The sequence below is a fragment of the Lentzea aerocolonigenes genome (genome assembly GCF_000955955.1).
Taxonomy (GTDB): Bacteria; Actinomycetota; Actinomycetes; order Mycobacteriales; family Pseudonocardiaceae; genus Lentzea; species Lentzea aerocolonigenes_A.
Genome location: NZ_JYJG01000349.1, coordinates 1 through 5,398 on the forward strand (window position 1 = coordinate 1; position 5,398 = coordinate 5,398).

5 protein-coding genes are annotated in these 5,398 nt (G+C 68.7%); 2 read left to right on the forward strand and 3 right to left on the reverse strand.

Features of this window, described 5'->3' with window-relative positions; all coding sequences use genetic code 11:
- Positions 1 to 271: 271 nt before the first annotated feature.
- Positions 272 to 868: a DUF2537 domain-containing protein gene (locus UK23_RS37080; protein WP_045316441.1), complete on the forward strand. Its 597-nt coding sequence runs from the start codon at positions 272 to 274 to the stop codon at positions 866 to 868.
- Here the strand turns inward: UK23_RS37080 and UK23_RS37085 are convergent.
- Positions 865 to 1,656, reverse strand: a complete 792-nt coding sequence (locus tag UK23_RS37085) for a TrmH family RNA methyltransferase (protein ID WP_045316442.1) — start codon at positions 1,654 to 1,656, stop codon at positions 865 to 867. The two genes, UK23_RS37080 and UK23_RS37085, sit on opposite strands and share 4 nt — an antisense overlap.
- A 209-nt stretch (positions 1,657 to 1,865) precedes the next feature.
- Here UK23_RS37085 and UK23_RS37090 point away from each other — a divergent pair, with 209 nt between their 5' ends.
- Positions 1,866 to 3,362 (forward strand): glutamate--cysteine ligase, encoded by a 1,497-nt coding sequence (locus UK23_RS37090; protein WP_045316443.1) that lies wholly within the window; start codon positions 1,866 to 1,868, stop codon positions 3,360 to 3,362.
- Between the two features lie 16 nt (positions 3,363 to 3,378).
- Here UK23_RS37090 and UK23_RS37095 read toward each other — a convergent pair whose 3' ends face one another.
- Together UK23_RS37095 and UK23_RS37100 are read right to left on the reverse strand one after the other, a co-directional pair.
- Positions 3,379 to 4,239 carry a hypothetical protein gene (locus UK23_RS37095; RefSeq protein ID WP_156213671.1) on the reverse strand — a complete coding sequence of 287 codons (861 nt, stop codon included), beginning with the start codon at positions 4,237 to 4,239 and terminating at the stop codon, positions 3,379 to 3,381.
- Positions 4,236 to 5,282 carry a hypothetical protein gene (locus UK23_RS37100; RefSeq protein ID WP_156213672.1) on the reverse strand — a complete coding sequence of 349 codons (1,047 nt, stop codon included), beginning with the start codon at positions 5,280 to 5,282 and terminating at the stop codon, positions 4,236 to 4,238. Before UK23_RS37100 ends, UK23_RS37095 begins: the two co-directional genes overlap by 4 nt.
- Positions 5,283 to 5,398 lie beyond the last annotated feature (116 nt).

Here is a 5,398-nt window from a genome sequence, read left to right on the forward strand (position 1 = left end):
CGCCAGAGGCTCAAAGTCAAGCCCCAATCGCAATCGTCGCGAAGCGGCGATGACTGGCACCGGCCCGTATCGACCTGCGCGCCCACCTACGCAAGGTGACGATTCGCACGGCAGGTGACCCCCTCCGCCGGAACGTGACATGCCAATGCAAGCCGACCACCGCATGGTCAACCCGCGCCCGCCAACCCAAGCCGACCATCGCACGGCCCGGAAGCGCCCACCCCCGGTCCGATAGGTTCTCCGCCGTAGCCCAGGCACCGAGGAGGGGTCAGTGGAGTTGCGAGTCCGGGACGGCCGCGCCGTGCTCGCCGGCAACGACGAGTCCGGTGAGCGCGAGGTCGACCCGCACAGCCTTCCCCTGGGCGCGGACCTCGCCGAGGCGCTCCACGAGTGGGCCAAGGTGGCGGACGCGGTCGTGCGCACCGAAACGCCGAAAGACGGCGTGGCCAGCGCACTGATCACCCGCCGCGGCAAGCAGCTGGCCGGCAGGATCGCGGCCGTCATGAACTCCCCGGTCAGCTACACGGACCCGGTGACCGGCGAGCTGATCAGCGTCGAGGCGCCGGAAGAGCTGACGGAGGCATCCCGGGAACCCGCCGCCGAGGAACCCGAGCCCACCCCGTGGGGCACCGGCCTGACCGTCAGCTTCATCACCGCGGCGATCGTCACGGTCACCGTGGTCTCGCTCTCCCTGGGCCTCGGCGAAACCAGCCGATGGCTCGCACTGGTCGCGAACGTCCTGGTCGTGGGCGGCCTGGCGCCGAGCGTGTGGCTCGGCCGCAGGGTCCCGGTGTGGCGCTGGGTCGCATACGGCGTCGTGACCGGCGTGCTGGTCGCCTGGCTGGTCCTGATCCTGACCCTCCTCTAGAGGAGCGCGTAGAACGCCACCGCCCCAGCGGTGGCCACGTTCAGCGAATCCACCCCGGACGACATCGGGATCCGCACGGCCACATCAGCCGCGTCGATCGCCGATTCGGTCAGCCCCGGCCCCTCCGACCCCAGCAGCACCGCCACCCGGCGCCCGCGCAGGCCGGCGTCCGCGAGGTGCAGGGCGGAAGCGCGCGGTGTCAGAGCGGCAACTGTGAACCCCTTGTGCCGCAACATGTTCAGCGCCGCGGGCCACTGATCCGTGGTAGCGAACGGCACGCGCAGCACGTGGCCCATCGACACCCGCACACTGCGTCGATACAGCGGATCGCTGCAGCCGGGACCCAGCACGACACCGTCCACGCCCAGGGCGGCGGCGTTGCGGAAGATCGAGCCCAGGTTCTCGTGGTCACCCACGCCCTCGAGCACGGCCAGGCGGGTAGCACGATCGGCGAGGTCGTCGAACGACACGGCAGGCGCGCGGTCCGCGGCCGCCAGCACACCCCTGTTCAGGTGAAACCCGACGACGGAAGCCATGACCTCCGCCGACGTCACGTAAGCAGGAACGTCCAGGTCAGCGAGGTCCAGTGCCTCGATCCGCCGCCGCACGCCGAGCAGCCCGCGCACCGGGTACGGCGAGGCCAGGAGGCGTTCGACCACCACGACGCCCTCGGCGATGACGAGACCACGGCCTCCCGGGCGGTCTGGCCTGCGGTCGGCCGTCGAGAGGTCCCGGAAGTCGTCCAGCCGCGGATCGGCCGGGTCGTTGATCTCGATCACCTTTGCCACCGCGGAAGTTTCGCATCCGGCCCGATGTGGAACAGGCGAGGTAGTCCGGAGGGCGGAACCGCGCACGCCCGACCAGCGGATGATCGCTGGTTGTTACCTCGACGTGACAGAGAGCACCGATTTGGGCGATGTAAAGGGGGTTTCCGCTGTGTCACGTTTGGCGTTCCGCCTGGCCCGCGCCCACCGGCGCCGAGCGAAGGGGTAGCGGCATGGGAAGTGAAGTGTCCAGCCGCACGTTCACCAGAGAAGATCGCCAGCGCTACCGCGAGAAGATGCAGCGAAGTCTCGACGCGTTTTCCACGATGCTGGCAGAAGACACGTTCTCCTTTCCCCGTCGGCAGATGGGGCTCGAGATCGAGCTGAACCTCGTCGACGACGCGATGCGCCCGGCGATGGCGAACTCGGAGGTGCTCGAGAAGATCGACGATCCCTCCTACACGCTCGAGCTGGGACAGCAGAACCTGGAGATCAACGTCCCGCCGCGCGAGCTGGCCGGTGGTGAGATGCTTGGCCTGGAAGAAGAACTGCGCGCGTCACTCGACAGTGCCGACGCCAAGGCCAACGACGTCGGTGCCAACCTCGCCATGATCGGCGTGCTGCCCACGTTGCGGGAGCGGCACTTCGACCGGAAGTGGCTCTCCGAGAGCCCGAGGTACGCGCTCCTCAACGACACCATCTTCGCCGCCCGCGGCGAGGAAATGGTGCTGCACATGGAAGGTCCGGCGATGCCGGGCAAGGGGCCGGAGAAGCTCCTGACGTACGCGCAGTCGATTCTCCCCGAAGCGGCCTGCACTTCGGTGCAGCTGCACCTGCAGGTCGAGCCGACGCACTTCGCCGGGCACTGGAACGCCGCGCAGTGCCTGGCAGGCGTGCAAGTCGCGATCGCCGCGAATTCCGCTTTCCTGCTGGGCAAGGCGCTCTGGCACGAGACCCGCATCCCGCTCTTCCAGCAGGCGACCGACACCCGCCCGGACGAGCTGAAGAACCAGGGGGTCCGTCCGCGCGTGTGGTTCGGTGAACGGTGGATCACGTCGATCTTCGACCTGCTCGAGGAGAACGTGCGCTACTTCCCGAGCCTGCTGCCCGAAACCGACGACGAAGACCCGATCGAGACCCTCGAAGCCGGTGGCGCGCCTCGTCTTTCCGAGCTGCGCCTGCACAACGGCACGATCTGGCGCTGGAACCGCCCGGTTTACGACGTCGTCGACGGTGTGCCGCACCTGCGCGTCGAGAACCGCGTCCTGCCCGCGGGACCGACGGTGCTCGACACGATGGCCAACGCCGCCTTCTTCTACGGCACCCAGCGCGCGCTCACCGCGCAAGAGCGTCCACTGTGGACGCAGATGTCGTTCCAGGCGGCCGAGGAGAACCTCTACACCGGCGCCCGGCACGGCATGAACGCCCAGCTGTACTGGCCCGGCATCGGCTGGATCCCACCGGACGAACTGGTGCTGCGGCGCCTGCTGCCGATGGCGCACGAGGGCCTGCGCGACTGCGGCGTCTCCGACGAGGCCCGCGAGCGCTATCTCGGCGTGATCGAGCAGCGTTGCCTGGCGCGGCGCACCGGCTCCTCGTGGCAGCGGGAAACCGTTGCGCTGCTGGAGGAACGCGGCCTGTCCCGGGAGGCCGCGCTGTCCGGCATGCTCAAGCGGTACATGGAGCTGATGCACGCGGGCGAACCGGTGCACACCTGGCACGTCGGGTGAGCCTCACCCAGAAATCTCACCCAGCGAACCCTGCCAGGAACTCCTGCCAGATCACTCGCGGAAGGCCGGCGTTGACGGCGCCGGCCTTCTCCACGTACACCGTGACTGCGAGCTGCGGCGTGTAGCCGACCATCCACGGCGCCGCATAGGGCATGCACGCAACGCCGTTGCACATGGCGTTGTCCTTCAACGATGCGGTGATCCGGTCCACGACGTGCTCGCCGATCACCGGCTTCGCGGTGTCAGCGGCCTTGTACCGCAGCGAACCGTCCGCGCCGGTCACCGTCGAGACCAGGTGCGGCTTCCGTTCGACACCTGCCGCGGCAAGAGTCGCGTACGTCGCGGTCACGTCGAGCGGCGTCACCTGCCCCTCGCCCACGTCCCGCACGCCCGCGAACGGCTGGAACAACCCAGGACTCGGCTGCTGCGCCACCCCACCCGCCAGGTCCTGGTCCCATTGGAAACCGGGCAGGTACACCCGCACACCACCCGACGCAGGATCGATCGCCGTCATCCCCGCGTTCAGTTCCTCCTGCGAATAGGACCCGTCCGGCCCCTGCTGCCGGGCGACCAGCCGGCCGAGGACAGCAGCCGCCGTCGTCTGCGCCTTCGCATCGATCGTCGTGCGGACCGCACCACCACGGGCCACGAGCGAGTCGTACGGCACCGACACCTCGGACATCTCCTTGAGCACCCGCTGCACCACCATCGGCTGCAGACCACCCTCGCCAACGCTCCACATCCTCGAACCGTCCGCGTACTCCAGCACGACGGGCTTCGGCGGCGCGGGCGGCGGCACCGGCTCCTCAGGCCGTTGCCACACAACGTATCCAACGATCACGGCGACCAGCAGGAGTGCGGCCAGCGAGCGCCTCACCACTGCGTCAGCTTCTGCTCGAACTCGTCCCACAGCCTGTCCGGCAGTCCGGGACCGGTGACCGCGTTGCCGTCCCGGTCGACCGCGGGCGTGCCAGGTTGCGCACTGCCGACGAACACCGAAACCGAGATCCGCGGGCTGTAGGTGACCATCCACGCGTGACCGACCCGGCCCTGCTCGAACCGCCACTCGCCGTGCCTGCAGGCGATGTCAGACGGCACGCGCCCGCAGACCGCGTCGCCCCGCAACGCGGCGGTGACCAGGTTCGCGATGTCCTTGCTGCGTCTCGGATCCGGGTCGAACGCGGGCACGCCCTTGGTCTCCGCCCGGTACAGCGTGGTGCCGTTGACGTCGGTGACGTGGGTGACGAAATGCGCGTCGCGACGCAGACCCTCCGCCGCTAACGTCGCGTACGCCGCCGCGAGGTCGAACGGCCGCACCTTCGTCTCGTCGCCGAACAGCTTCGTCTCTTTTCCGCCCACCACAACGGTTTCCGGCACGCCGGCCTGACGCGCGGCGTGCACGACCGACTCGTTCCCGACCTCTTCGAGCTTCTTGCCCGTCTGCTGCGCGGCCACGGCGGCGAAGGGGAAGAACGCCGACCCCGGCTCCTTCAGCACGCCACCCGCGTAGTCGAAAGCAGGGTCGTTGCCCGGCGAATACGCCTTCACCGCACCGTTGTTGGGGTCGACAGCGCTGATCGAGTACCGCAACGACGCGGGCTCCCCGGCCGACACGGTGCGAATCACTTCAGCCGCACCGTTCTGCGCCCTGCGGTCGATGGTCGTCACGACGATCGCGCCGCCGTCTTTGCGAAGCTGCTCCAGCGACACGCCTTTCGCGCTGAGCTCCGCGGCTACCTGCATGGTCACCGGTGTCTCCGGATCGCCCATGCGCCACAGTTGCGAGCCGTCCGCGTACTGCAGCACGACGTCCCCGGACGGGTCCAGCGCCGCCTTCGAGTCAGGCCGTTGCCACACCACGATCGCGACAACGGCAGCCACCAGCACCAGCGCGCCCAGAACGGGCACCAAACGCTTCATCAACGCCCCCAGAGTGAAAACTCTCCCCGGGAATGAATGTAGCGGCGCCGTCTAGACGGCTGATTCCAAGGGGCCTGCCCTGTTGGCGTCTGCAAGTACCGCCAACTCTTGATCAA

What these genes read in the sequence shown, in the direction of transcription:
- UK23_RS37100 (WP_156213672.1), bottom strand. Translation starts at nt 5,282, where the DNA reads ATGAAGCGTTTGGTGCCCGTTCTGGGCGCGCTGGTGCTGGTGGCTGCC.
- UK23_RS37090 (WP_045316443.1), top strand. Translation starts at nt 1,866, where the DNA reads ATGGGAAGTGAAGTGTCCAGCCGCACGTTCACCAGAGAAGATCGCCAG.